General features: G+C 66.4%; 17 protein-coding genes. 4 read left to right on the top strand and 13 right to left on the bottom strand.

Going from position 1 to position 22,983, the window contains the following annotated elements:
* Positions 1–45 precede the first annotated feature (45 nt).
* The 13 genes from KTJ89_RS08425 to KTJ89_RS08365 form a co-directional block, all read right to left on the bottom strand.
* Positions 46–1,176 (bottom strand): S66 peptidase family protein, encoded by a 1,131-nt coding sequence (locus tag KTJ89_RS08425; protein ID WP_259357380.1) that lies wholly within the window; start codon positions 1,174–1,176, stop codon positions 46–48.
* Positions 1,169–2,824 carry an ATP-binding cassette domain-containing protein gene (locus KTJ89_RS08420; RefSeq protein ID WP_259357379.1) on the bottom strand — a complete coding sequence of 552 codons (1,656 nt, stop codon included), beginning with the start codon at positions 2,822–2,824 and terminating at the stop codon, positions 1,169–1,171. The genes KTJ89_RS08425 and KTJ89_RS08420 overlap by 8 nt, the downstream gene beginning before the upstream one ends.
* Positions 2,824–3,807 (bottom strand): ABC transporter permease, encoded by a 984-nt coding sequence (locus tag KTJ89_RS08415; RefSeq protein WP_259357378.1) that lies wholly within the window; start codon positions 3,805–3,807, stop codon positions 2,824–2,826. The genes KTJ89_RS08420 and KTJ89_RS08415 overlap by 1 nt, the downstream gene beginning before the upstream one ends.
* Positions 3,807–4,967: an ABC transporter permease gene (locus KTJ89_RS08410; protein WP_259357377.1), complete on the bottom strand. Its 1,161-nt coding sequence runs from the start codon at positions 4,965–4,967 to the stop codon at positions 3,807–3,809. The genes KTJ89_RS08415 and KTJ89_RS08410 overlap by 1 nt, the downstream gene beginning before the upstream one ends.
* A 126-nt stretch (positions 4,968–5,093) precedes the next feature.
* Positions 5,094–6,914 carry an ABC transporter substrate-binding protein gene (locus tag KTJ89_RS08405; protein ID WP_259357376.1) on the bottom strand — a complete coding sequence of 607 codons (1,821 nt, stop codon included), beginning with the start codon at positions 6,912–6,914 and terminating at the stop codon, positions 5,094–5,096.
* 183 nt (positions 6,915–7,097) lie between these two features.
* Positions 7,098–8,609 carry a type III PLP-dependent enzyme domain-containing protein gene (locus tag KTJ89_RS08400; protein ID WP_259357375.1) on the bottom strand — a complete coding sequence of 504 codons (1,512 nt, stop codon included), beginning with the start codon at positions 8,607–8,609 and terminating at the stop codon, positions 7,098–7,100.
* A gap of 167 nt (positions 8,610–8,776) precedes the next feature.
* Positions 8,777–10,681: a PucR family transcriptional regulator gene (locus KTJ89_RS08395; RefSeq protein WP_259357374.1), complete on the bottom strand. Its 1,905-nt coding sequence runs from the start codon at positions 10,679–10,681 to the stop codon at positions 8,777–8,779.
* A 150-nt stretch (positions 10,682–10,831) separates the two neighbouring features.
* Entirely contained in the window at positions 10,832–11,611 is a 780-nt protein-coding gene (locus KTJ89_RS08390; protein WP_229663972.1) for a response regulator transcription factor, read from the bottom strand.
* The gene (locus KTJ89_RS08385; protein WP_139468095.1) at positions 11,611–13,104 is read right to left on the bottom strand and encodes a sensor histidine kinase; all 1,494 of its coding nucleotides are present in this window, start codon (positions 13,102–13,104) and stop codon (positions 11,611–11,613) included. The genes KTJ89_RS08390 and KTJ89_RS08385 overlap by 1 nt, the downstream gene beginning before the upstream one ends.
* 104 nt (positions 13,105–13,208) lie before the next feature.
* The gene (gene gabT, locus KTJ89_RS08380) at positions 13,209–14,573 is read right to left on the bottom strand and encodes a 4-aminobutyrate--2-oxoglutarate transaminase (protein ID WP_259357373.1); all 1,365 of its coding nucleotides are present in this window, start codon (positions 14,571–14,573) and stop codon (positions 13,209–13,211) included.
* 207 nt (positions 14,574–14,780) lie between these two features.
* Complete coding sequence (gene ygfZ / locus KTJ89_RS08375) at positions 14,781–15,992, bottom strand: CAF17-like 4Fe-4S cluster assembly/insertion protein YgfZ (protein ID WP_259357372.1); 1,212 nt, start codon at positions 15,990–15,992, stop codon at positions 14,781–14,783.
* A 1-nt stretch (position 15,993) separates the two neighbouring features.
* Positions 15,994–16,596, bottom strand: a complete 603-nt coding sequence (locus KTJ89_RS08370) for a heme-binding beta-barrel domain-containing protein (RefSeq protein ID WP_180345572.1) — start codon at positions 16,594–16,596, stop codon at positions 15,994–15,996.
* A gap of 170 nt (positions 16,597–16,766) precedes the next feature.
* A complete protein-coding gene (locus KTJ89_RS08365) occupies positions 16,767–17,570 on the bottom strand; it encodes an ammonia permease (RefSeq protein ID WP_229663971.1) in 804 nt (267 codons plus the stop codon).
* Between the two features lie 118 nt (positions 17,571–17,688).
* Here KTJ89_RS08365 and KTJ89_RS19245 point away from each other — a divergent pair, with 118 nt between their 5' ends.
* The 4 genes from KTJ89_RS19245 to KTJ89_RS08345 are packed head-to-tail and all read left to right on the top strand — an operon-like array spanning position 17,689 to position 22,739.
* Positions 17,689–18,594, top strand: coding sequence for a winged helix-turn-helix domain-containing protein (locus tag KTJ89_RS19245; protein WP_310650279.1), 906 nt, complete (start codon positions 17,689–17,691; stop codon positions 18,592–18,594).
* Entirely contained in the window at positions 18,591–19,619 is a 1,029-nt protein-coding gene (mshD, locus tag KTJ89_RS08355) for a mycothiol synthase (protein WP_259357371.1), read from the top strand. The genes KTJ89_RS19245 and mshD overlap by 4 nt, the downstream gene beginning before the upstream one ends.
* Positions 19,620–19,623: 4 nt before the next feature.
* Positions 19,624–21,768 carry an RNA degradosome polyphosphate kinase gene (locus KTJ89_RS08350; protein WP_229663969.1) on the top strand — a complete coding sequence of 715 codons (2,145 nt, stop codon included), beginning with the start codon at positions 19,624–19,626 and terminating at the stop codon, positions 21,766–21,768.
* Positions 21,765–22,739 (top strand): NUDIX hydrolase, encoded by a 975-nt coding sequence (locus KTJ89_RS08345; RefSeq protein WP_259357370.1) that lies wholly within the window; start codon positions 21,765–21,767, stop codon positions 22,737–22,739. The genes KTJ89_RS08350 and KTJ89_RS08345 overlap by 4 nt, the downstream gene beginning before the upstream one ends.
* Positions 22,740–22,983 lie beyond the last annotated feature (244 nt).

The raw sequence follows: 22,983 nt of genomic DNA, 5'->3' as shown, positions 1-22,983 counted from the left end.
TCGTTCGCCTCACCGAGCCGGGCCATCGGCACGTGGTCGGCACCATCATGCCTGCCCACCCGCGTGATCCACCCACAGCCGCGGCCGTTCCCCGGGCTCCGCCTTGAGCGTGACGTCGACGCCGAGTGGGGCGCTCGGCGCATCGGGATCGTGGCCGAAGCCCATCTCAGACACGATCGGGATTCCCAGACCGCCGAGGTAGTCGATCATCAGCGCCTCCACCTCATGGACGGGCGCGCAGTCCTCCCACGAGCCGAGCACCACCGCATCCGCCGAGGTGAACCACCCGCCGCGGACCAGTTGCACCATGAGATTGTCGAGCCGGTACAGCTCCTCGTCGACGTCTTCGAGCATGAGGATGCTCGGACCCCGATGCTCGCGTCGTTCCCGCACGTCAATGAGCTCGGGACTGCCCATCCCCGCGGCGATGAGACTGAGATTTCCCCCGCCGAGGCGGCCCCTCGCCGACCCCGGAACCAACGTCTGCGCCCGGCTGAGCGGGCGGGTCGCAGCGGTCTGCTCCGCCGCAGCGGTGCCCTCCGTCGCACGGTCCTGAGTGGTCGAAATGGTCACGTCCTCTGCGGGGAAGCCGAGTTCGCGGCCGCCCCAGGGATGGAACAGCCACGAGGCCACCTCGTCGGGGACGACCGTCGAGTTCTTGAACGGGTCATTGCCGACCATCGGGCAGAACAGAGTCGCGACGCCGAGGTGGTGTTCCCAGGCCTGGTGGAGTGCGGTGATGTCCGAGGAGCCGGTGAGCAGCTTGGGACGGCCGTCCCTGCGCAGCATGTGCCGGCGCATGAGGTCGAAGTCGATGTCGTCGAGCAGGCGCATGGCTCCGAAGCCGCCACGCAGCGCGATGACCGCATCCGTGTCCGGATCGCACCACGCGTCGACGAGATCGGCCCGGCGCTCGGCGTCCGTGCCGGCCAGATACTTCACCCGCGGGTGCCGGCTGCGGACGTTGGCCCCCGGCACGACGTCGAAGCCCCAGGATTCCAGCTGGGCGATGGCCCGCTGCAGCGACTCCTCGTCGGTGGGTCCCGACGGCGCAATGAGGCGAACGGTGTCACCGGGCGCCAGCGGTGCAGAATCGAGATAGGGGCTCGGCTCCCCCGCGCCGGCAGACCCGGGCGCATCGTCGGGCCTGGACTCAACGAACTCCGACTCACTCATTCCTCACCAGACTCTGACTTCCCAATCGGGGAACCGCGGCGAGCAGCTCCTGCGTGTACTCGTGCTGCGGATCGGACAGCACCCTGTCGACCTCACCGTATTCGACGATCTCCCCTCTCTTCATCACCGCCACCGTATCCGCGATGTTCCAGGCCAGGCCGAGGTCGTGGGTGATGATGAGCGCGCTCATCCCGAAGTTCTTCTTCAGCGCGAGGAACAGCGAAAGGATCTCCCCGCGCACCGAGGCATCCAGCGATGCCACCGGCTCATCGGCGATGAGCACCTGCGGGTCGAGAGCCAGTGCGCCGGCGATGACGACGCGCTGCCGCTGTCCGCCGGAGAGCTCCTGCGGAATCGACTCGAGATAGTCCTCGGCCGGGGTGAGCTCGGCGGCTTCGAGCGCGCCGATGACCCTCTCGTACTCCCGGTCCTTGATCCCCTGCACCTTCAGGCCCTCGACCACGGCCTCGTACACGCTGCGTTTGGGATTGAGCGATCCGGCCGGATCCTGCAGAATCATCTGCACCTTCTGCCGAAATGCTCGCAGCTCCTTCGCCTTCTTCGGCAGAGCCTTGCCCGCGAACGACAGCTGCGAACCCGCTTCCACCTCCTGCAGACCGAGCAGCGACCGTGCCAGAGTCGTCTTCCCCGAGCCGGACTGGCCGACGACGGCGAGGATCTCCGCCTTCTGCAGCTGCAGGTCCACACCGCGCACCGCACGTTCACGACCCCGCCGGGTGTCGAAGGAGACACTGAGATCCTTCGCCTCGAGCACTACCTCATCCGTCATGGTGAATGGTTCGGCCCGGACCACCTCGGCGGGTTTGAGTGTTCGGGGATTCAGCCGGGATTCGGGGTCCCCGATCTGCGGAAACGCACCGGCCAGCTGCTTCGTGTAGTCCTCCTGCGGAGACAGGCACACTTCGTCGCTAGGTCCGTATTCGACGAGGCGGCCGTGACGCATGATCGCGAGTTTCGCGCACACGGCCGAGAGCACGGCGAGGTCGTGGCTGATCATCAGCAGGGAGATTCCGCGTTCGGCGACGAGGCGGGCCAAGCCGGACAGGATCTGCTTCTGCACGATGACGTCGAGAGCCGTCGTCGGTTCGTCGGCGATGATGATATCGGGCTCGCAGGCGAGCGCCATGGCGATCATGATGCGCTGTTTCTGCCCGCCGGAGAGCTCGTGCGGATACGCAGTCGACTTCGCCGCCTCGAGGTTGACCTCGGCGAGGAGTTCGAACATCCGGTCGCGGCGCTTCTGCGGGGTCGTCCACGTGCCTTTCGAGTGGTGTTCGAGGGCTTCGATGATCTGGCTTCCCACCTCGCGGACGGGATTGAGAGAGTGCAGAGCGCCTTGGAACACGATCGAGGCCTGCGCCCACCGGACCGCGCGGATCTGGCCGAAGCTCAGCTCCCGGATGTCCTGCCCGCCGAGGAGGACCCGCCCGTCGAGGCGAGCCGACTTCGGCAGCAGGCGCAGAGCCGACATGATCAGGGTCGACTTCCCCGACCCGGACTCCCCCGCGATGCCCAGAGTGGCACCGGCGGGCAGGTCGAGGCTGACGTCTTCCACGGCGACGACGTCGCCGCGGTCGGATGAGGAGCGGTAGGTGATCGAGACGTTCTCGAAATGAAGATCGGTCATCAGCGGCTCCTCAGGGCAGGGTTGATGATGGCCTCGAATGCGCGCCCGACCATCGTGAATGCGAGCACGACGAGCAGAATCGCGATGCCCGGGGTGAGCACGTACCACCAGTAGCCGGAGGTCGCCGCGGACACGTCCATCGAGTTCTTCAGGATCGTGCCCCACGATTCCTTCGACGTGTCCCCGAGGCCGAGGAACGACAGCGTCGATTCGGCGATGATCGCCCCACCGACGGTCAGCGTCGTGTTCGCGAGCACGAGCGGCATCACCGCCGGCAGCAGGTGACGGAACAGGATATGGGAATGTCCGGCACCGAGGATGCGCGCCCTTTCGATGTAGAGCCGAGATTCGACGCTCAACGTCTGCGAGCGCACGATCCGTGCGGTCGACGCCCATGAGGTCAGTCCGATGGCGACGACGATCGTGAAGACACCGCGCTCGAGCACGGAGGACAGCACGATCGCGAGAAGCAGGGACGGCAGGACGATGAAGAAGTCGACGATGCGCATGATGATGCCGCCGAACAGTCCCGTGAAGTGACCGGCGGCCAGGCCCATGATGGTGCCGATGATCATCGACATGACGGTCGCGGCGACGCCGACGAGGATCGACACGCGCGCTCCCCAGAGGATGCGCACCCACAGCTCCCGTCCCAGGTCATCGGTGCCCAAGGGGTGGTCGAGGCTCGGCGGGGCATAGCGCGGCACGTCGAGCTGCTTCGTGACATCGAGCATCGAGGCCGGGGCGATGAGCGGTGCGGCGATCGCGATGACGATGAAGAAGAGGAGCACGACGGCGCCGATGAGCGCCGGAACGTCGGAGCGGAAGAGCGCCCAGTTCTTCTTCGCGTTGTTCAGGCGGCGTTCGCGCACGAGCTTCGCGCCGTCGACGACAGGGATGGATCCCCGTGTTTCCGAACCACGCGGATTCGGTTCGTTCGATGAGGGGCCGGGGGCCGCCTCGGCGGGGGTGTTCACGCTCATCAGGCCCTCCTGACGCGGGGATCGAGGAATCGGTAGACGATGTCGGCGGCGAGGTTCATCACGATGATGATCGCAGAGAACACGACGAAGGTGCCCTGCAGCAGCGGCAGGTCGGGGCCGCGGATGGCTTCGAAGGTGAGCTTGCCCAGTCCCGGCCACGAGAACACGGCTTCGACCGTGACGGCGCCGGCGATGAGTCCGCCGATGTGGAGGAAGACGACGGTGACGGTCGGCAGCAGCGCATTCGGCACGGCGTGACGGCGGCGGACCTCATCCTCGGTGAGTCCTTTCGCGCGGGCGGTCGTGAGGTAGTCCTCGTTCATCTCCTCGAGCAGGGAGGCGCGCATGATCATGAGGAACTGTGCGTAGACGACGGCGACGAGCGAGACGACGGGGAGGATGAGGTGTTTGATGACGTCGATGATTCCGGCCGGTGACCATGGGTCGAGGCCGGGGGTGATCATGCCGCCGGTGGGCAGCCATTGGAGGGTGCCGCCGAAGATCATGAGCAGGATGAGGCCGAGCCAGAACGTCGGCACGGACCAGAAGATCAGCGAGGTCGAGGAGGCGAGCTTGTCGAACAGGGTGTTGCGGCGCCAGGCCGAGATCTGTCCGAGCCACAGGCCCAGGACGATGGCGATGACGGCCGCGGTGGCGGTGAGCAGCAGCGTCGGGCCGAGGTATTCGCCGATGAGCGAGGACACGGATTTCCGGTACACGTAGGACTCGCCGAGGTCGCCGGTGACGATGCCGACGAGGTAGTCCCAGAACTGGACGATCACGGGTTTGTCGAGTCCGTATTGGCTGCGCAGTTCGGCGATCTGCGCCGGCGACATCGGCCGTTCCTTCGCGATCTTGAGCACGGGATCGCCGGGCAGCATGCGGAAGGCGAAGAAGCCGAGCACGATGACGAGGACCATCGAGGTCGCGGCCCCGCCGAGCTTGCGCAGGAAGTAGCGGGTGAACGATCCGCCGGCCGGTGGTTCGTCCATATCGACGGTGGCGGGGTTCGCCGGGTCGGCGGGGTTCGCGTCGGCGGTTGCCGCGGATCCCTTCGCCGAGGCGGGGCTGGGGTTCGTGGGGTCGGTGCCCGGGTTCGCCGTGCCCGGTCCTCGGTCAGGGCGATCCCCGGACTGGGGATCGTGGGTGGGTGTGCTCACTGTGGTGCTCCAGATGGTGGGGACGGGCCCGTGGGCCCGGGTGCCGCAGGTGGTGCGGACTGGCCCGTGAGTCCGGGTGCCGCAGGTGGTGCGGATGGTGCGGCACCCGGACTGTGGGTGTGGGGACTATTCGCGGTCGTCGGACTTCTTGCGACGGCTGAGCAGCCAGCCGCCTCCGCCGAGGACGACGATGACCGCTGCCGCGATGCCGATCCACCCTCCTGCGCCCATTCCGCCGCCGGTGGCTTCCTCTTCGCTGACGGGTTCGACCGAGGAATATCCCCAGTAGCCGACCTGGTTGGCGATGGCACCGCCGTCGCTGGGCTGTTTGGTGAAGTTGTCGAACCGGTCGGAGCGGTAGGCCTCGAGCTGGTTCGGGTACCACAGCGTCACCGAGGGGGCTTCCTCGTAGTGGATGGCCTGGGCCTTCTGCACGAGGTCCTGACGCTTGGCCTGGTCGAGCTCGACGTGCTGAGCCTGATAGAGCTTGTCGAATTCCTTGTTGCACCAGCCGTCTTGGCTGGTGCCGCCGTTGCCGTCGGCGTCGGGGCGCTGACCGCAGGTGTTGATGCTCAGCTGGTAGTCGGGATCGGGATTGATCGACCAGCCGGAGAAGTACATATCGTAGTCGCCCTTGGTGGTGCGTTCGGACACCGTGTCGACGTCAGAGGACTCGTTCTTCAGGTCGATGCCGATGTCCTTCATCCACGGTTTGAGGAACTTCGCGGTGCTCTGTTCGATCGGCGCGTCGGCGTCGGTGAGGAAGCGCAGCTGCAGCTTCTCACCGTCCTTCTCGCGGATGCCGCCGGATCCTTCCTTCCAGCCGGCGTCGTCGAGGAGCTTCTTCGCCTCGGCCACGTCGAATCCGCTGATGACGGAGTTGTCGGACTTGAGTGCCCAGTCCGGGTAGACGGCAGGAATGAAGCTCGTGGCCGGCTGCGCATAGTCCTGCATGACCTGTTTGCGCAGGGTCTCAGTGTCAATGCCGGCGCGGATTGCCTGGCGGACCTTCTTGTCCTTCAGCGCCTCATTGCCGGTGCCGAATTCCTTGCCCTTGGCGTCGGCGACGCCCGGGTTGATGGAGATTCCATTGAAGCGGCGGCCGTTGCCGTCGTTGAGTTCGACGTTGTCCGCGTTCTCCAGCGCCGTGAACTGGTCGGGGCTGAGCCCGGTGATGAAGTCGACTTCGCCGGAGCGGATCGCCTGCACCTGCGCATCTGAGTTCGTGTAGTAGCGGTACTGGATCTCGTCGAGCTTCGGCTTGCCGCGCCAGAAGTTCGGGTTCGCCTTGAGCGTGATCGACTTGTTCGCCTCGTAGCTCTCGAGTTGGAAGGGTCCCGAGCCGACGGACTTCTCATCGTTCTTGAATTCGCCGGGCTTGTCGATCTTCGACCAGACGTGCTCGGGCACGACGGGGATCTCTTGGCCGGGGTTGTTCGCCTGCGGCTTCTTCAGAGTGATCTTGACGGTGTCGTCGTCGGGGGCCTCGACCTTGTCGAAGTTTTCGACGAGGCTGCCGTTGGCCACCGCCATCTCTTCCTTCTCCATCATCTGGTTGTAGGTCCAGGCGACGTCTTTCGAGGTCAGCGGTTCACCGTCGGACCATTTCATGTCCGGACGGATCGTGTAGGTCCAGACCTTGCCCTCGGAGTCCGTGTTCCATTCGGTGGCGAGCCCCTCGGTGATCGAACCGTCCTTGGCGTCGTTGGCCACGAGGTTCTCGTACATGTACCGGAAGGTGTTCGTCGGCACGAGGTAGAAGGACGTGAACGGGTTGAAGGAGTCGATGAAACCGTCGGTGGCGATCCGCAGCACGTTCTCGGAGGCCGGAGCCTCCGAGGTGGCGGCCTGCGCCGGGGAGGCGGCCATCGATCCGGCAAGGGCGAGTGCTGCGACGCCGGCCAGGCACCGTTGCCAGCCTCTGCGCAGTGAGTGTGAAGTGAACATCTTCGTCTTTCTTCTCGTGCGGTGATTCACTTGTCCTCCCCCGACCCGGGTGAATCGGAGTGTTCTCCCGGGTCAGAGCAGATGTGTTCTCCATCACTCTACGTTCGAAGTGACGTGAAAACGGCACAACAACACACAAATATGCCAGCCGGTCACTGTGCAGATGCCACAGGCGGTTCGAAATCAGCTGCCGTGGGCAAGAGGTTCGGCAGCGGTTTCGCGATCGTCCGGGCTCAGCGCGCGGCCGTCCGCGCTCAGCCCGCGGTTCGCCGGGCTCAGTGGGCGCAGTTCGGTCTCGCCCGCCTCGGCGAGGATCTCAGCGATCGTCTGCCCACGGCGGATGATGCTGAACTCGATGCCGCCGTCGGGAGCAGTGCGGTAGCCGAAGATCGGCACCCGCGGGAGCAGATTATAGGAGAACGGATTCGAGAAGTAATAGGCACCTGTCTCGGGCACGGCGACGAGGTCACCCGCGTCGAGACGCGGCAGCATCCGATCCCGGGCCAGGAGGTCGCCGGAGAAGCAGGCGGGTCCGGCGACATCGGTCGGGACGACCTCGGTGTCGGCCTCTTCGGCGGTCTTGGGGTTCCCGTCCGAGGTGAACGGCAGGATCCGCAGGGGCCAGTCGTTCGGGGCATAAGCGGTGCGGGTGGCGACCTGGACGCCGGCCTGGGTCATGACGATGCGGCGCCCGCCGGTGGTCTTCGCGTATTCGACGCGGGTGAGGATGGTGCCGGCCTTGGCGAGGAGGGCGCGGCCGAATTCGGTGACGATGTCGAAGCCGAACAGGCCCGGCACCTCCTCCTCGAGCACCGAGCGATAGTCGGCGAAGGTCGGGTTGATGTCCTCACCGTCGAAGTTCACCGACAGTCCCCCGCCGATGTCGATGCGCGTGATCCGCCTGGTCGAGGCACGGGAGTTGATCTCCTCGGCGAGGTCGACGGCGGCGCGGATTCCGACGGCGGCCTTGTCGAGGCTGATGCCCTGCGAGCCGGAGTGGACGTGGATCTGGCTCATCCATGGGCGAGCGAGGTAGGCCTCGATAAGGGCCTCGCGGGCGCCCGGGTCGGCGAGGCCGATACCGAATTTCGAGGTTTCGGTGGCGGTGCTCAGGGCGCCGATCGCGCCCGTGCCCGACTGCGGATTGATGCGGATTCCGATTTTGGCCGAGGCGGGCGCGGCGTCTGTGACGGCCGTGCTGTTCCGATCCGCCAGGATCGTGTCGAGGCGGGAGAGTTCGTCGAAGTTGTCGGCGTTGATCGAGACGCCGAGGTCGACGGCCCGGCACAGTTCGGCCCAGGTCTTGGCCGGGGAGTCGAAGACGATGCGGTCGGGTGCGAACCCGGCCGAGAGGGCGAGTTCGAGTTCGCCGGGGCTGGCGACCTCGCAGCCGGCTCCCGCCTCGGCGAACCGGCGCAGCAACGACGGCAGCGGCACCGCCTTGCACGCCACTGCGTGGAGCACCTCGCGATCTGATGCGAATGCCGAGGTCAGCCGGTCGAAGGCGGTGTCGACCCAATCAAGATCCATGAGTCCGAGCACAGCCGCCTCATCGGTCAGCGCCGGGACGGAGTTCGATTGCGCGGAAGCGTTTGCCGGCAGTGTGGGCACCGAATCCGATTGTGCAGGAGCCGAATCCGACTGCGCGGAGGCATGTGCCGACTGTGCCTGAGCGGCTGCGCTGTGAGGCGACACGCTGTTCTCCGCGATCGTTCGGATTGCTCGGGCGCGACGGTTCGGAATCGCATGGTGATGACTGGGCATAACGTCCTTCGTTCGAGATCTGTTGTCACTTTAGGACGGCTGACCTCGAAGAACGCACGATAATTCGCCAATGTTCGCGGGGGCTGATTGTAGGTTTCTCACGACCGGTCGTGAGCGAGCACGGAGAGTTCGAGCCAGAGCCGCTCGGCCGGTTCCGCCGTTGAGAGTCCGGTGATCTCCTCGATGCGGCCGAGACGGTGTCGCAGCGAATTCGTGTGCACATGAAGTCGGCGAGATGCCTCGGCAGAGTTGCCGACCGTGGCGAAGTAGACGCGCAGGGTCTCGAGCAGGCTGCCGTTGTGCTGAGAGTCGTGAGCTGCCAGTGCCTGCGCCGGACCGAGTACTCCTGCGCCCGACTGAGCCCGCTGGCCGGTGGGTGCTCGTCCGTCGGCCGGTCCGGGCCCTCCGCCGATCACGCGCTCGTCTGCGGCCAGCAGCGTATCGGCGACCTGCAGACCCATGACCCTCGCTGCCACGTCGCGGATGGTCGCCCCGACGATTCGGCCGTGAGTACTCGGACTTCGGTGCGTAACCGAACTCTTCTGTGGGGTCGGGTCCACGTCCTCGTCGTCCGCGCCAGGCCCCGCCTCGGTGACAGCCTGCACGGCGTCGACGACGTATGCGGCTTCGGTCCACGACCGGTGCACGGCATCGAGGCGGTCGACCGGGGTGCCGACTCCGAAGCACAGGGTCTCCGACTTCGGCAGGGACCTGCGCAGAGCGGCGATGACGTGATCGCGCACCTGTTCGGCGTTCATCGCCTCGCTCATCTGCACCAATGCCGCGAGGTGGACCCGCTCCCCGGTTCCGAATCGACCCATGCTGACATCTGCCGGGCCGACAGGGACAGAACCATGTCCGGCGTGTGCGGCACCGGCAGAGCTCACGTGCGCGAGCACGGCATCGGCAAAGGCAGCCCGCAGATGGAACCGCAGGACGGGCTCTCGGTCGGGGGCCACCTCGGTGAAGGCAAGGACGCAGAAGCTGCCCGAGAACGGCAGCGACAGCAGGGTCGCCGACGGCCCGAGATCGGCCGAACCGGCGAGGATCCCGCCGAGAGCCTCCCGGCGGATGCGCTTCTCGAACGGTGACCGGCGCAGGGTCCGCAGCATCACGGGCAGGGCCGCGCGGGCGGCGTCGCGCAGCACCTCGCGCAGCGGTTCGGGGTCGACCTCGGCCGGGTAGGCCGCCCAGATCGTCCCGATGAGTTCGCCCTCGCTGCGCAGGGCGATGACCGATCGAGCCGGTGATGTGCCTTCGGCGGGACGTTCGACGACATCGGTGGAACGGCGGATCGTGTCGAGGAACCCGGATTCCTCGAGTTCGGCGATCCGCCAGTCGGGAATGGCCCCGGACAGGATCGTCTCGCGACGGATCTCATCGAGTTCGTCGCCGAGGTTCGCATGCGCGAGCACTCGCGAGGCCGGGTCCTCGATCGTGATCGACGCGCCCGTGGTTTCGGCGATGACGGCGGCCAGGGCGCTGAGGTCGTCGACATCAGGCCAGGCCAGGGCGCTCGTCGCCCCCTCGATGAGCTGTCGCAGATGGACGAGGATCTCCGACCACGTCACATGCGGCGATCGTTCGAGGAGGACCGGAGCCCGGCCCGCACTCCCCCGCAGGTCGGCCCCGTCACCGAGGTGGCTGTGCGTTCCGGGCGGGACGACGAGAGCGGCGGCTCCCGCATAGTCGGTCAGCACGGAATCGAGCCCGGCAGGGCTGCGCACCGGCTCGGTGACGAGGACGACTGTGCCGTTCAAGGAGCCGTAGTCGGCGGCCTCGGGGGTCGAAGCCGTGCGCGGAGTGGCGCGTGCAGCGGAAAGCGGAGCCGTGCGTGGAGCAGTGAGCGCTGCGGCCGACGGCTCTGTAGAGGCGGCTGGCAGGTCGAAGCCGAATTCGACTCGCGCGACCGCGACGTCGTCGGCTACCTCCGTCAGCGGCAGGAGGAACCCCTCCGTGTCCCGGATCAGGCGGGACAGTCGCGGACTCGAGGTGTCGGTCATGCTCCCACTGTAGTCAACGACCGACCGTGGTCGGGAGGATCTGCGTCAACGGAACCGATCGCCTCGGTGGGGTGGGATGAACCGGACGGGTCAGCCGCCTCGGCGGGGTGGGGTTGAGTCGAATCAGCCAGCCGCCTCGGCGGGGGCAGATCATTCCGGGGAGAAGAATTTGAACTGGAGAGCGCGGACGACGAGCTGGGCGAGATTGCGCGCCCCCAGCTTGAGACGCAGGTTGCGGGCGTGCGACTTCATGGTGGACATGGCCACCGATTGGTCGGCGGCGATCTCCTCGTAGCTGTGGCCCTGGCAGAGCAGGGTGAGCAGCTCCATCTCGCGGGCGGTCAGCTGCGGTGCCGAGTCGGGGGCGTCGGGCAGGGGATCTCCGCTGATGACGATGTCCTCGGCCAACCCTCTGAGCAGTTCGGGGCTCTCCCCCGCCGAGGCGGCCCGCACGATCGAGACGAGTTCCCTCTCCCCGGCCGTCTTGTTGATCACGGCGAGTGCGCCGGCTTCGAGCCCGCGAGCGATTCCCGGACCAGGCGATACGGTCGTCAGGAGCACAACACGGGCTTCGGGGTCGAGGTCCATGATCGCCGCCGTCGCATCGACGCCGCTCATTCCCGGCGGCATGTTGACGTCCATGAGGACGAGGTCGGGACGCTCGGCGTCGAAAGCGGCGATGGCCTCTTCGCCGGAGTGCACCGGGTCGAGGACATGGAAGGAACCCGCATCATCGAGCGCCGCTGCCACCGCTCGTGTCGTCCACGAATCGTCATCGACGACGAGCACGGAGGTGCGTGCGGCGGAGTCAGAGGTCATGTCGTGGTCGGCCTGCGGCATGGTCGTCTCCGGTCTCACGTGAGGGGCCGCCTCCGAGGTCCGGTGCGGGGCCGCGGTGGTGTGCGCGGCCGTGTGGGAGTGCGACGTCATCAGGCGTCGACCTTGTCCCGGCCGCCCTTCGTGCGGGTGCCATTGCTGTGGCTGCCGCTGCTGTGGCTGCCGTTGCTGAGGCGGTAGGTCTCCTCGCCCGAGAGGTCGGAACCAGCGGTGTCCGTGCCCGTGAGTCGGTCGGGGGCGTCGGTGGCGGCCGACTCAGCAGAGATCGGCAAAGTACCTGTTGCCTCGGCGCTGGTGTCGAAGTCATCATCGACGACGTCGATCATGACCACATTCGAGGAAGACCGCACGGTATGCGATTTCGAGGAAGTCGGCGCGGACGGGGAGACGAAACGGACCGGCAGGGCCACCTCGACGACGGTTCTCCTCCGTTCATCCTCGTCCACCCGGCAGACGCCGCCCACGGCCGTGGCCCGGCGGGACAGCGACCTCGGCGCCTTGGTCAGGGCGGTCGGGGATTCGTTCGTGCTGCGGCAGAGCAGTTCGGCCCGGTCACCGCGCTCACCTCGCATTTCGACGGCGAGGGTGGCGGGGGTGCCCGGAACGGAGTGGCGGATGACATTCGTGGCGAGCTCGAGCATCACGGCCCGGAAATGGTGTGACAAGGTGCCTGTCGCGTGGGGCGGCAACGGGGCGAGCTCGGTGGTCAGCGGAACGGAACCGGCCGCACACCCATCCTCGATCGCGGTCGTCAGCTGCTCCGCCTCGGCGCGGAACCGGACCCGAGAGGTGGCGGAGTCCCCGGAGCAGGCCTCGGTCTCCCACCTGCTCAGGCTCGTCACCAGCTGTCGGAGCCGTTTCGTGGCCTCGGCGTTGACCAGCGCCAACTCGGCGAGGAGACGGTCCGCGGTCTCGGAATCGGTTTCCTTCGCCAGGGTGCGGATGATCGCGGATTCGGTGGTCAGCGAATGCGAGATGGTGTCGTGCATGTCACTGGTGAACCGGGCGCGCATGGCATCGAGTGACTTCTGGTGGTCGACGGCGGCGCGTTCGCGGCGGTCGATCTCACTGCGGATTCGAGCTTCGACGAAGGACGCACACAGGCCGAGGGTCGAGTAGGTCAGCCAGCCGTAGCCGAGGTCGGTGAACCCTTCGAAGCCGGCATCATAGGATCCGAGTCGGGTCGATGCGCCGAGGTAGACGGCCAGTCCGATGGTGCCCAGCGCGAAGCCGATCCAGCGGCGGCGGCTGATCAGGACCGCGGTGGCGAGGATGAGCGCCTCGGGGAACATGTTCTCCAGGTCCGGGTAGAGCATGGAGAACGCGATGCCCAGTCCGGTCGTCGCGATGACGATGCTCAGCGGCAGGAAGCCGGCTAAGACGATGAGTCCGTAGGCGAGGATGAGCAGGCCTGCGTAGCGGGGTTCGGTGATCTCGAACGACCCTGGCACCAGGATCGTCAGCCCCATGATGAGGGCCAGCAGACGGATCGGCAGATCGATGAAGCGAGGCCCCCGAAGGAAGTGCCACACTCGGGCCGGGACGCTCGCTGACGTGCCGGTCGCGCTGTCGATCTCTGAAGTCATGGCCTCTATTGTGCTACAACTGCCTCCCCCGAACTACCTGACGGCGGCCCAGCAACCTCGCGCGAGGTTGCTGGGCCGCCGTCAGGTAGTAATTGGGAGGAGGGTCAGCCGAGGAGTTCGGCGAGGGCTGCCTCGATGACGTCGAAGGCGTCGCCCAGAAGCTCGTCGGAGATCGTCAGCGGCGGCAGGAAGCGCAGGATGTTGCTGAAGGTTCCCGTGGTGAGCACGAGGACGCCGTTCTTCGCGCAGTAGTCCGCGATCTTCTTCACCAGATCCGCGTTCGGCTCGATCGAATCGTGCTCGACGAACTCGGCGGCGATCATGGCACCGCGGCCACGGATATCGCCGACCTCGGGGTACCTCGACTGCAGCTTCGTCAGGCGGTCGACGATGATCTCGCCGATGGCCAGGGCGCGCTCGGGCAGCCCGTCCTCTTCGTATGAGGCGATGGCTCCGAGTGCGGCGGCACAGGCGGCGGGGTTGCCGCCGTAGGTTCCGCCGAGGCGGCCCGGACCGACCGAGTCCATGATGTCCGCGCGACCGGTCACGGCCGACAGCGGCAGACCGCCCGCGATGCCCTTGGCCGTGGTGATGAGGTCGGGCACGATGCCCTCCCACTCGGAGGCGAACATCTTGCCGGTGCGGGCGAATCCGGCCTGCACCTCATCGGCGACGAAGACGATGCCCTTCTCGCGGGCGTAGTCGACGAGGGTGGGCAGGAAGCCCTCGGCCGGGACGATGAAGCCGCCCTCACCCTGGATGGGTTCGATGACGATCGCGGCGACGTATTCGGAGCCGATCTGCTTCTCGATCATCGTGATGACGCGCTTGGCTGCGTCCTCACCGCTGATCTTCGTGCCGGCCGCATCGTTGTCGCGGTACGGGTAGGACATGGGTGCACGGTAGACCTCACCGGCGAAGGGACCGAAGCCGGCCTTGTAGGGTGCTGCCTTCGCAGTCATCGCCATGGTCAGGTTGGTCCGACCGTGGTAGGCGTGGTCGAAGACGACGACGGCGTCGCGACCGGTGTGGGCGCGAGCGATCTTCACAGCGTTCTCGACGGCCTCGGCACCGGAGTTGAGCAGCACGGTGCGCTTCTCGTGGTCACCCGGAGTGAGGCGGTTGAGGGCTTCGGCGACCTCGACGTAGCTCTCGTAGGGGTTGACCATGAAGCAGGTGTGGGTGAAGGCCTCGAGCTGAGCCTTCGCGGCCTCGACCACGCGGGGGTTCGAGTTGCCGGCCGTGGTCACGGCGATGCCCGAGCCGAGGTCGATGAGCTGGTTGCCGTCGGCGTCCTTGAGGATGCCGCCGCCGGCCGCGACCACGTAGGCGGGCAGGCTCGAACCGACACCAGTCGCCACGGCTGACTTGCGACGTTCCTCGATCTCACGGGACTTCGGTCCCGGAATCTCGGTGACGATCTTACGTTCCTGCGGCAGAGCTTCGCCGCCAATTTCCAAAGCTGTCATAAGGGGAAGAATAGGGGTTACCGACGCTTTTTGTCACTTGCCGTCCGAGGGCTGGGCAGAAGCGCCCGCAATGGAGAGACGAACGCGCGGATTCGGACCAGTTCCGGTACGAAATCCGCAGCCGTTCATCGACCGTCGAATCCCCGAGTCGGACCGTCGACACCGAAGGCAGAAGCAGCCCCTGGCCGCGCCCAAGACTCGCTGTGATCAGCGGTTCTGACTGCGGGCGTCGACGTCCCTGTTCCGTTCCGGAAGCACGCGCTCGTGCTCGCGCATCGGCACGACGATCGTCTCCTGAGCACCGATGACGCGTTCGCCGTCGCCGATTTCGAAGCTCAGCTGCACCTCGGGGGCGAGGTTCCGTTTGACCACGGCCAGACCGATCGGCCCGAGCTCCCAGTGCACGGTCACCGAGGTCAGCGTGCCCACGGATCGTTCGGATCCGCGGACCTCGGCAAGCACCTCGGTGCCGGGGTCCGGGGCGATGTGCCCGGACCCGTCGAGATGGACGAAGGTCAGACGCCTGGGCGGCTGACCGAGATTGTGGACGCGTGCCACCGCTTCCTGACCGCGGTAGCAGCCCTTGGCCAGGTGCACGGCCGTGCGCAGCAGGTCGAGTTCGCCGACGAGGGCCTTGTGATCGATTTCATTCCGGCCAGGTCGCCAGGCGGCGATCCGCAGGGCCTCCCAGGCGTCGAAGCCGGCCATGTCGAGGCTGTTCGCCGACAGGCCCTGCAGATCGGAGCGCTTGACGATGCCGATGACGAACGGAGTCTCGAGACCCGGATGGTCGGTTCCGGCGACATCGTGCCCGATGTCGATCTGCGCGTAGGAGGCCGAACCGCTTCCGATGTGCGGCCACGGATCGGACCAGGTCCGGGTGACGGGCAGGGTCTCCGGCAGAGCGGTGATGGCGCCGAAGCACTGATAGTCGTCGCTGAGATCCTCGATCTCGACGCGCATCATGAAGACCATCTTGCGCAGGAAGTCCAGTGTCGCGTCGGTGTTGAGGTCGCTGATCGCCCACAGCGCCTCACCGTCGTCGACGAGCTTCAGCCAGCCTTCGATGCGACCGTTCGGATCGAGCACGAGGGTTTCGGTGGACACTCCGGGGGCCAGGGTGTCGATCTTCTGCGTGGTGATCGAGTTCAGCCAGGTCAGACGGTCGGGTCCGCTCAGACGCAGCACGCGGAGATGAGCGAGGTCGACGAGACCGTCCTTCTCCTCGAGCACGCGCTGCTCTCGCAGAGGAGCTCCGTAGTGGATGGGAGTCTCGGCGAGGTCGCCGGCCCCGAGCACCGCGGTCGAGCTCAGTCCGCGGGCCAGCGACGAGCGCCGAACCGCCTCGGTGGGGGTGTCGGTGTTCTCCGGCGACGGCGAATCGTTGAAGTCAGAATTCGGCGACACGGGATCAGTCATCTTAAGACAGCTTCTTCAATCTGGCAGAGGAGTGGGAGGCGAGTTCGTGGCCCATGGCTGCCATGTCCCAGGCCCACATGAGTTCGCCGCCGACGAGGCCGTACATCCGCGTCGAGGCGGTGTACTCCTTCGCGGTCTTGGTCCTGGCCACCACGTCGGTGGCCAGATCGATGCGCGGTCCTTTGACGGTGCCGGCGTAGAGTTCCATGACTCCGTGCGGGTGGACGATCTCGGCTTCGATCTCGAAGGCGTCGTCGTTCGTGCGCAGGGTTTCGACCGCTGCGGCCGAGGTGAAGGACTGCTGTTCGGTCGGCACCATCATTCCCGGGCCGACGTCGCCGTCGTCGTGCTGACGCACGAGCTGCCAGATTCCGGTCTCGAGAGTCAGGGTCGACTCGAGATCACCGGACTCGCTGAGCAGCCACGCATGCGCGGTGTACTGGAGGAAGGGCGTGCCCTCGTGGGCGACGAAGTCGATGCGCTGGCCGAACTGCTTCTCAGGAGTGTCCGCGTAGCCGACGACACCGACGCCTTCCCACGACCCGATCAGCCAGGACAGAGGGACGAGCTCGGGATGGACCGAGGCATCGAGTTCGATCACCATCAGGGATCAGCGGTTGTCTTTGAACAGCGCCGTGACGACCTTGATCCCGACACCCAGGGCACCGAGAGCGGCAATGCCGACGAGGCTGGAGAAGACGATTTCGAGAGCAACAAGATTATCCATGCTCCCAGTCTACAGTTCCTGACAAAGTGATGTGCATTCAGCCCGGGTCAGGAAGCGACGCGTTCGAGTGCGTAGACGACGACTCCGCCGAGCGCGATCGGGGCGGCACCGAGGGCGAGCTGAACGGCGAAGCTCCGGGCCTTCTCGACGTTCTTCTTCACCTCGATGTTCTGTGAGGCCTCGAGGTTGGCGGCCTGGAACTTCGCATAGGCGACGAGCCCGAGCATCCGATCGACCGCTGCCACGAGCAGGCCCATGATGACACCGAGGACGAGCGCCATGGCCAAGGAGATCGCCTGTGCGAACACGAGCACCGACAGGATCCCCGCCACGGCCGTGGACATGGCGATGGCCAACGGCGAGGTGTAGATCGCCGGCCACGGCAGCGCGGTCATACACTGCGCCACGATGAGCGAGGCGAGGCCGATGACGATGGCCTCCTTGTCACCGGGGACCGTGATCGCCGCAACCCAGGTGCTCGCGGACAGGACGATGACGAGACCGGAGACCTGCGCGGACACGTTCGCCACCGCATAGGAGGCACCGATTCCGCGGGTGAGGTTCTGCACGAAGGTCCACAGCAGACCGAGTCCCGCGAGCACGGGCAGCCAGTCGAGGTAGGGAGCCGTTGAGTCCTGCCAGGCGGCGTAGAGTCCACCCACGCCGAAGAGGGCGAGCATGATCGACGTCGCCCGCGGCTGCGGGGAGTCCGTCAGACGCGGCCAGCCATAGGCGACGCCGAAGACGATGAGCCCGGTCGCCAGCAGGAACAGCGTATAGCCCCAGTACACGGAGGCACTGAGGGCCAACACCAGCACCAGGGCGACGGCTACTCGAATCCATCTGATCACAGCACTATCGTGCCTTATCCGGCGACACCCGCGGTAACCACCGGCGGCAGCGCGTCGGAGCGGCCCCGGCCGGGGCCTCGCTATACTCTTCCTCAGACGACGGGCGCCGAGGAGGTGGATGCAGCACATGCGGATTCTGCACATCTGTCCCACGGCCAGGCTCGACGCCCCGCTCGCTCCCGAATCCCTGCAGTACCTCGGTCACCAGATCGACCGCTGCGCCGCCGAGGACCTGTCCAGCCGCCGGGCCGAATCCGCCGCGGTCGACGTCGTCATCGCCGACGCCTGCCTCGATCTGTCCCTGGCCCCGCGCATCTCCGACTTGCTCGCCGAGGCGCGGATCACCGCCCCCGTCATCGTCGTCCTTGGGGAGGGCGGACTGGCGACCGCCTCGGCGAGATGGAACGTGTCCGACCTCATCCTCACCACTGCCGGCCCCGCCGAGGTGGAAGCGCGGCTGCGCGTGGCCCGTGACCGTCACGCCGCATCCTCGTCAGCTCATTCCGGCAGCGGATTCCCCGGCGGATTGCATGCCGGGTCCGGCCGGCTCGGCGCGAAGGGCGACGCCGGGGGCCGGGGACCGGTTCGCACCGGACGCGGCCCCGTCGGCACCGCCCGAGGAGGCGGGCCCGGTTCGTCCGGCCGCCTCGGTGACACGGGCGAGGAAATGTGGAATGCCGATGGCGAACCGATGGTCGTCGTCACCGGGGACCTGCGCATCGACGAGACCGCGTTCACCGCCGAGCTCGGCGGACGCAGCCTCGACCTCACCTACCGCGAGTTCGCCCTGCTGAAGTTCTTCGCCATGCACCCCGAACGCGTCTTCACCCGCGACGACATCCTGCTCGCCGTGTGGGGCGACGACTACTTCGGCGGCACCCGCACCGTTGACGTGCATGTTCGCCGCCTCCGTGCGAAACTCGGCAAAGACCTTGAGAACGCCATCCACACCGTGCGCAACGTCGGCTACCGGTTCAGCGCCGACAGCGTCACAGACACAGATTCAGAGGACGTGACGGCATGAGAATCCAGGCCAGCGGAGCAATCACCTCCACCCCGATCGACACCCTCACCGAGGATGAGCTGAAGTTCCTCGATGACGTGGCGGCCACCGATGGCGCCCCCGAGATCTCTGGGGGACTCATGGCCGTCGCCACCGGTGAGGACACCGCCCACGAGGCGCAGACCGCCTCGAGCGTCTGGCGCGTATTTGCCGACGACGCAGACGGTTCCGGCCCCACCGATGCCGACCCCGCCGGCAATGACGCGACCGGCGAGCTCATCGGGTTCGGAATCCGCGCCCTGCAGGGGGATCGTCACGCGGCCGAATTCCTCATCGCCCCCGACCATCGTCGTCAGGGCCTCGGCGAACAGCTGCTGAGAACGATCCTCGACGAAGAGCCCGAAGCCTGGTGCTGGTCGCACGGCGACCACCCGGCCGCGGCCCACCTCGCCCAGAAGCACGGCCTCGGCCGCGATCGAGTGCTCTATCAGATGCGCACCGACACCGGTCTGCGCCTCGACGGCCTCCCCGAGACGCAGAGCCCCGACGGGGTCGAGATCCGCTCCTTCGCTCCCGGCGACGAGGACGGCTGGCTGACCGTGAACAACGCCGCCTTCGACTGGCATCCCGAACAGGGCGGCCAGACCCGCGCCGATATCGATGCCGTCGTCACCGCTGCGGACTTCGACCCGACCACCTTCATCATCGCCGCCCGCGATGGCGAGGTCATCGGATTCCACCAGACGAAGATCACGGACACGGATGATGAGGGCCGCCTCGGCGAGGTCTATGTCGTCGGAGTCGATCCGCGCATCCACGCCAAGGGCGTGGGCAAGGCGCTGACGGTCGAGGGAATGCGGCGGATGGTGACCGCCGGCGCCGAGACGATCGAACTCTACGTCGAATCGGACAACGCCCCGGCGCTAGGCTTGTACGAGCGACTGGGTTTCCATGTCGCGGTCGCGCACGTGGCCTATGCACCGGCCTCCGCAAAGGTCACCGGCACTGATTCTGCGAGCACGGCGTCGACGGACGAGAAGGAGTAGAGCGTTGTACGACATCGCGGCTTCGGGTAAGGAGCTGGGACTGCCCGACCCGGCTGATCGCTTCCTCGATCGTGAGCTCAGCTGGCTGGCCTTCAACGAACGCGTCCTCGATCTCGCCTCGGATCCGGAGATCCCGCTGCTCGAACGCGTCCGATTCCTCTCGATCTTCGCGACCAACCTCGACGAGTTCTTCATGGTCCGCGTCGCCGGTCTCAAACGCCGCATCAACACCGGTCTCGCCGTGCCCAGCGTCACCGGCCGCATGCCCGCGCAGGTCATGCACGATATCGGGGTGCGCGCATTCGAGCTGATGAGCCGGCATGCCGCCCTGCTCAAGGACGATATCGGTCCCCGCCTCGACGCGGAATCGATCACGAAGGTCCAGGTCGAGGACCTCACCGAGGATGAGCGGCACCGTGTCGACGAATTCTTCTTCGGCCACGTCTACCCCGTCCTCACCCCGCTGGCCGTCGATCCGGCCCACCCGTTCCCGTATATCTCGGGTCTCTCGCTCAACCTCGGCGTGCTCCTGCGGTCGCCGGAGACGGGCAAGGAGTTCTTCGCCCGCGTCAAGGTTCCCCCGCGCCTGCCGCGGTTCTTCAATGTCGCCGAGGCGACCGACCGCCCCGCCGGGCGCGACGTCCCGGCCCGCTTCGTCGCCCTCGAGGACATCATCGCCGAACACCTCGGGACCCTGTTCGACGGTATGGAGATCGTCCACCATTCGACCTTCCGCGTGACCCGCAATGAGGACCTCGAGGTCGAAGAGGACGATGCGGAGAACCTCCTCAAGGCTCTGGAGAAGGAGCTGCTGCGCAGGCGTTTCGGTCCGGCCGTGCGGATGGAGATCACAGAGAACATCCACCCCCGCGTCCTCGAGATGCTCAAGGACGAACTGGGCATCCACGACTCGGAGATCTACCACCTGCCGAGCCCGCTGGACCTGTCCGGCATGTCCGATATCGCCGATGTGCCACGCGATGACCTGCACTATCCGAAGATGGTTCCACAGATGAACAAGGACCTGTCGCTGCGGGAATCCAGCGACCAGGTCGACGTCTTCGACGCGGTGGCCAGCCGGGACATCCTCCTGCACCACCCCTACGATTCGTTCTCCACGAGCGTGCAGGCTTTCCTCGAACAGGCGGCGTCGGACAAGAACGTGCTCGCGATCAAGCAGACGCTCTACCGCACCTCCGGGGATTCGCCGATCATCGACGCCCTCGTCGATGCCGCACAGGCCGGCATCCAGGTGCTCGCCGTCGTCGAGATCAAGGCCCGGTTCGACGAGGAGGCCAACATCACCTGGGCCCGCAAGCTCGAGCGCGCCGGCGTCCATGTCGTCTACGGAATCGTCGGGCTCAAGACCCATGCGAAGCTCTCCCTCGTCGTCCGTCAGGAGGCTGACGGGCTGGCCCGGTACTGTCACGTCGGCACCGGCAACTACCACCCGAAGACCGCCCGCGGCTATGAGGACTTCGGGCTGCTGACACGTGATCGGGCCGTCGCCGATGATCTGACGAAGCTGTTCAACCAGCTCTCCGGCTATGCGCCGAAGTCCGAATATTCACGGTTCCTCGTCGCCCCCAGCAATGTGCGCACCGGACTCATCGACCTCATCGACTCCGAGATCGCGATCGCACAGTCCGGCGGAGCGGGGCAGGTGCGGATCAAGGTCAACTCGATCGTCGACGAAGCCATCATCGACGCCCTCTACCGGGCATCCCAGGCCGGGGTCGCCGTCGAAGTCTTCGTCCGCGGAATCTGCGCTCTGCGCCCGGGCATCGAAGGTCTGAGCGAGAACATCACCGTGCGTTCCGTGCTCGGACGCTTCCTCGAACACTCCCGCGCCTTCGTCTTCGGCAACAACGGCGACCCGATCGTCTACATCGGTTCGGCAGATATGATGCACCGCAACCTCGACCGTCGAGTCGAAGCGCTCGTGCAGATCGTCGATGACGGTCACCGGGCGGAGATCATCGAACTCTTCGATCTCGTCTTCGCCCCGACCACCTCGGCATTCGATCTGTCCGGTGACGGCAGATGGACCCGACGGACTCACGACGACGAGGGCAGCATCCTCGCCGACTATCAGACGGAGCTCATCCGTCGGCACCGGAAGCGTCGGCGAATCGGGGATGAGGCGTGAGCCGGTCCGAGGTCGCCTCGGCACAGGCGTCATCGCGCGTCACCGCCGATGTCCTTGCCGCCGGGGCGGTCTGCTGGAGATACGGTTCGAAAGGCCTCGAGGTGGTGCTCATCCACCGCCCGAAGTACAACGACTGGTCGTGGCCCAAGGGCAAGGTCGATCCGGGTGAGACCCTGCCGGAGGCTGCGATCCGCGAGGTCAAGGAGGAGACGGGGTTCGACATCCACCTCGGCATCCCCTTGCCGTCGGCCGAGTACACGGTCGGCAAGAACACGCTGAAGAAGGTCTTCTACTGGTCGGCCGAGGTCAAGGACGAAGCGGACTTCGCCCCGGTGAACAAGCGAGAGGTCGACACCGCCGGCTGGTTCCCTGTCGACAAGGCCCGGTCGAAGCTGACGTCGTTCTCGGACCGGGAACAGCTCGACGCGCTGGAGAAGTTCGCTGAGACGGACGCGCTGCGGGCGTGGCCGCTCATCCTCGTCCGCCACGGGAAGGCGTTCCCGCGGGCGAAGTGGTACGAAACCGAGCATGTACGGCCTCTGCTCAAGCTCGGCACCCGACAGGCCATGGCATTGACCGGTCTGCTGGGAGCCTGGGGCGTCCGCAAGCTCGTCTCGAGTCCGTGGAAGCGGTGCATGGCGACGCTGACTCCGCTGTCGGCGGCGACGGGCAAGTCGATCAAGAAGGTGTCGACGCTCAGCGAGAAGGCCACCGCTGCGAACCCGGAGAAGACCGCCCGCTATATCGAGAAGCTGCTGGCGAAGGGCAAACCCGTCATCTACTGCACGCACCGGCCGGTGCTGCCGACGATCTTCTCCGTCTACGCGGCCCATGCCCCGAAGCGTGTGGAAGCGAAGCTGCCGAAGGACGATCCGTACCTCAAGCCCGGTGAGGTCCTCATCGCCTATGTGCGACCCGGACCGGTGCCGCGCATCGTCGAGATCGAACGCGTCCGCCCCATCGACAGCTGACCGAGGCGCACGACCCACGAGCGAGCCGATTCTCAAGGTCGAGCATGCGCACTGGGTGGGCCGCCTCGACGGTCGAGCACACGCGTTGGCCGGGCCGCCCCGGCGAGGGAATGCCGGTCCCGAGAATGATCCTTTCATGAAACCGACGAAGTCTGTGATCGAGCACTCACAGCGGTTCCAACCCTTCTCCCCTCATTCACCTTCCATTCACGTTTCAACTCCTTGCACTTCACGCGTGATCCTT

Source organism: Brevibacterium sediminis, from assembly GCF_024895295.1.
Taxonomy (GTDB): Bacteria; Actinomycetota; Actinomycetes; order Actinomycetales; family Brevibacteriaceae; genus Brevibacterium; species Brevibacterium sediminis.
This window is presented reverse-complemented; position numbering and strand designations above follow the sequence as displayed.

Coding starts and splice junctions, on each gene's coding strand:
- KTJ89_RS08425 (WP_259357380.1), bottom strand. CDS start 1,176: ATGAGTGAGTCGGAGTTCGTTGAGTCCAGGCCCGACGATGCGCCCGGG.
- KTJ89_RS08420 (WP_259357379.1), bottom strand. CDS start 2,824: ATGACCGATCTTCATTTCGAGAACGTCTCGATCACCTACCGCTCCTCA.
- KTJ89_RS08415 (WP_259357378.1), bottom strand. CDS start 3,807: ATGAGCGTGAACACCCCCGCCGAGGCGGCCCCCGGCCCCTCATCGAAC.
- KTJ89_RS08405 (WP_259357376.1), bottom strand. CDS start 6,914: ATGTTCACTTCACACTCACTGCGCAGAGGCTGGCAACGGTGCCTGGCC.
- KTJ89_RS08395 (WP_259357374.1), bottom strand. CDS start 10,681: ATGACCGACACCTCGAGTCCGCGACTGTCCCGCCTGATCCGGGACACG.
- KTJ89_RS08390 (WP_229663972.1), bottom strand. CDS start 11,611: ATGACGTCGCACTCCCACACGGCCGCGCACACCACCGCGGCCCCGCAC.
- KTJ89_RS08385 (WP_139468095.1), bottom strand. CDS start 13,104: ATGACTTCAGAGATCGACAGCGCGACCGGCACGTCAGCGAGCGTCCCG.
- gabT (WP_259357373.1), bottom strand. CDS start 14,573: ATGACAGCTTTGGAAATTGGCGGCGAAGCTCTGCCGCAGGAACGTAAG.
- ygfZ (WP_259357372.1), bottom strand. CDS start 15,992: ATGACTGATCCCGTGTCGCCGAATTCTGACTTCAACGATTCGCCGTCG.
- KTJ89_RS08370 (WP_180345572.1), bottom strand. CDS start 16,596: ATGGTGATCGAACTCGATGCCTCGGTCCATCCCGAGCTCGTCCCTCTG.
- KTJ89_RS19245 (WP_310650279.1), top strand. CDS start 17,689: ATGCAGCACATGCGGATTCTGCACATCTGTCCCACGGCCAGGCTCGAC.
- mshD (WP_259357371.1), top strand. CDS start 18,591: ATGAGAATCCAGGCCAGCGGAGCAATCACCTCCACCCCGATCGACACC.